Here is a 1,363-nt window from a genome sequence, read left to right as displayed (position 1 = left end):
GTAAGGGAGGCATATGAAGTGAAGGTTACAGGAAGCCTTAAGTGAAATTAATTATAATGCCTTAATTATTTACTTTAACCTTTAATTTTAATGAAATCAATAATTAAGGCATTAACCCATTACTAGCTCCTTAATATCCTTAAGCCGTATGAGAAGATTAATATGGGTATTAATGTAACTGATGTAAAATACACTAGTGTTAACTTAAGCATGACCCCATAGTTATTGATTAAGCCAAGTATTATAGCTGAATTAAGGTACTCAAGGAAGGAATCCATATATGCGTGGGTAGTGACAGTTACGGCTAATCCCCTTATCCCATGCCCACTAGCCTGCATGCCCCTCAGTATCATTGATGCACCAGGGTGAAATAGAAAAGAGACTAAGGGTTGCAGTAGTAGGCCCACTAAACTAATAACTCCAACCATGTTAATTGAGGTAAGGGTACTAATATTAAGGCTACTGGGTATTATCGATATAATTACTATATTAATTAAGGCTACTGCAATGTCTATTAATGCGAAGCCGTAACCTATGTATAATGAAGCACCCATGGCCTTATCCTTAACTGCAAAGTACCTGGCAACCTCCTGGAAAACACCGGCTAATGAACCCATGTATATGGAGACTAGGTAAATGTTAGACTTAATGACCCTGAGGGTGAGTTCATTCAACTCCATTATATTCCTTAAATGGCTCAATAGCAGTACTATGAAGGGTGCCTGCTGCGTTGGGTATTGAAGCACTAGGGCTAGAATCATGTAACCTACCCCAATGAACACCCAATCACGTTCACTACGCCATAGTAGCTTGTTCATGAGGATGTAGGCTATGATTGACGCCACCACTAGGTAGGTTACTGATAATGCCACCACTTCCTCCTGCATCTCAATGCACCTTAATCAACTGTAATGCCAGCACCCCTATCTGCTTCAGGCTGTATAACTACGGCGGTACCGTACGCTATTATCTCATCCATGTACTCACTTATTTCACTCGAATCCAGCCTAAAGCTTATGACGGCATTAGCACCAAGCTCCTTGGCGTGCTGAATCATTCTCTCAATAGCCTGCCTCCTAGCCTGCTCGGCAAGTTCAGTGAACTCCTTAATCTCACCACCGGCTAACGACCTTAAACCAGCTAGGAACCTACCACCAAGGCCCCTTGACCTTACTGTGACCCCGATGGCTACGCCAAGAACCTTAATGACCCTGTATCCTGAGATGTATGGTGCAGTGGTAACGATAACATCACCTTCTCGAATAGCCATAATTAATGCCCGTTAATCTAACTTATAAATACTACAATTATAAATCTCCCTTAAGGGTCCTTAATTATTTGCTTAGTTAGGTTGATAAGTGTT

2 protein-coding genes are annotated in these 1,363 nt (G+C 41.3%); both read right to left on the bottom strand.

Annotated features, from left to right (window positions below; translation table 11 throughout):
• Positions 1–122 precede the first annotated feature (122 nt).
• A complete protein-coding gene (locus tag BP896_RS03675; RefSeq protein WP_291765782.1) occupies positions 123–887 on the bottom strand; it encodes a hypothetical protein in 765 nt (254 codons plus the stop codon).
• A gap of 11 nt (positions 888–898) precedes the next feature.
• Positions 899–1,270: a YbjQ family protein gene (locus BP896_RS03670; RefSeq protein WP_291765781.1), complete on the bottom strand. Its 372-nt coding sequence runs from the start codon at positions 1,268–1,270 to the stop codon at positions 899–901.
• Positions 1,271–1,363: the final 93 nt, after the last annotated feature.

It is taken from the genome of Caldivirga sp. UBA161 (assembly GCF_002506515.1).
Classification (GTDB): domain Archaea; phylum Thermoproteota; class Thermoprotei; order Thermoproteales; family Thermocladiaceae; genus Caldivirga.
The sequence above is the reverse complement of the archived record's forward strand: the minus strand, read 5'-3'. Positions and strand labels throughout refer to the sequence as shown.

What these genes read in the sequence shown, in the direction of transcription:
- BP896_RS03670 (WP_291765781.1), bottom strand. Translation starts at nt 1,270, where the DNA reads ATGGCTATTCGAGAAGGTGATGTTATCGTTACCACTGCACCATACATC.
- BP896_RS03675 (WP_291765782.1), bottom strand. Translation starts at nt 887, where the DNA reads ATGCAGGAGGAAGTGGTGGCATTATCAGTAACCTACCTAGTGGTGGCG.